The 641-nt window shown below is 59.4% G+C and carries 1 protein-coding gene; it reads right to left on the reverse strand.

Annotated features, from left to right (window positions below; all coding sequences use genetic code 11):
- On the reverse strand, positions 1-619 hold a 619-nt coding region (locus ACR0C6_RS21915), incomplete at its 3' end, for a DUF1013 domain-containing protein (protein ID WP_480621280.1).
- Between the last annotated feature and the right edge of the window lie 22 nt (positions 620-641).

Consider the following 641-nt stretch of genomic DNA (forward strand, 5'->3'; position numbering starts at 1 on the left):
CCGTCGGGATTTTCGGTGCGGCGTCCATTTCCAGCGACTGCTCGGTCGAAACCAGCTTGCGGCGTTCATCATCGCTCATGACGCCACCCTCAGCCGCTTTCTTCGCGGCGGCTTTCTGGACAATCGCATCCAGCTCAGACTGTTTGCACAGGCCCAGCGCAACCGGGTCGATTGGTTGCATATTGGTGATGTTCCAGTGCGTGCGCTCGCGGATCGACTGGATGGTGGGCTTGGTGGTGCCGACCAGTTTGGCGATCTGACCGTCGCTGAGTTCGGGGTGGAACTTCACCAGCCAAAGAATCGAGTTCGGACGGTCCTGACGCTTGGACAACGGGGTATAGCGCGGGCCACGGCGCTTTTCCTCACCCGCGGCTGCGGCGTTGAACTTGAGTTTCAGCTTGTGCAGCGGGTTGTTCTGCGCCGAGTCGATCTCATCCTGGGTGAGCTGGTTGTTGGCGATGGGGTCAAAGCCTTTGACACCGGCGGCCACGTCGCCATCGGCGATGCCCTGCACCTCAAGCTCGTGCATTCCTACGAAATCCGCGATCTGCTTGAAGCTGATCGTGGTGTTGTCCACCAGCCAAACGGCGGTTGCTTTGGCCATAAGCGGTATTGCCATCAGCCCGTCTCCTGTAAATACA

This window comes from Ruegeria sp. AL12, from assembly GCF_056540885.1.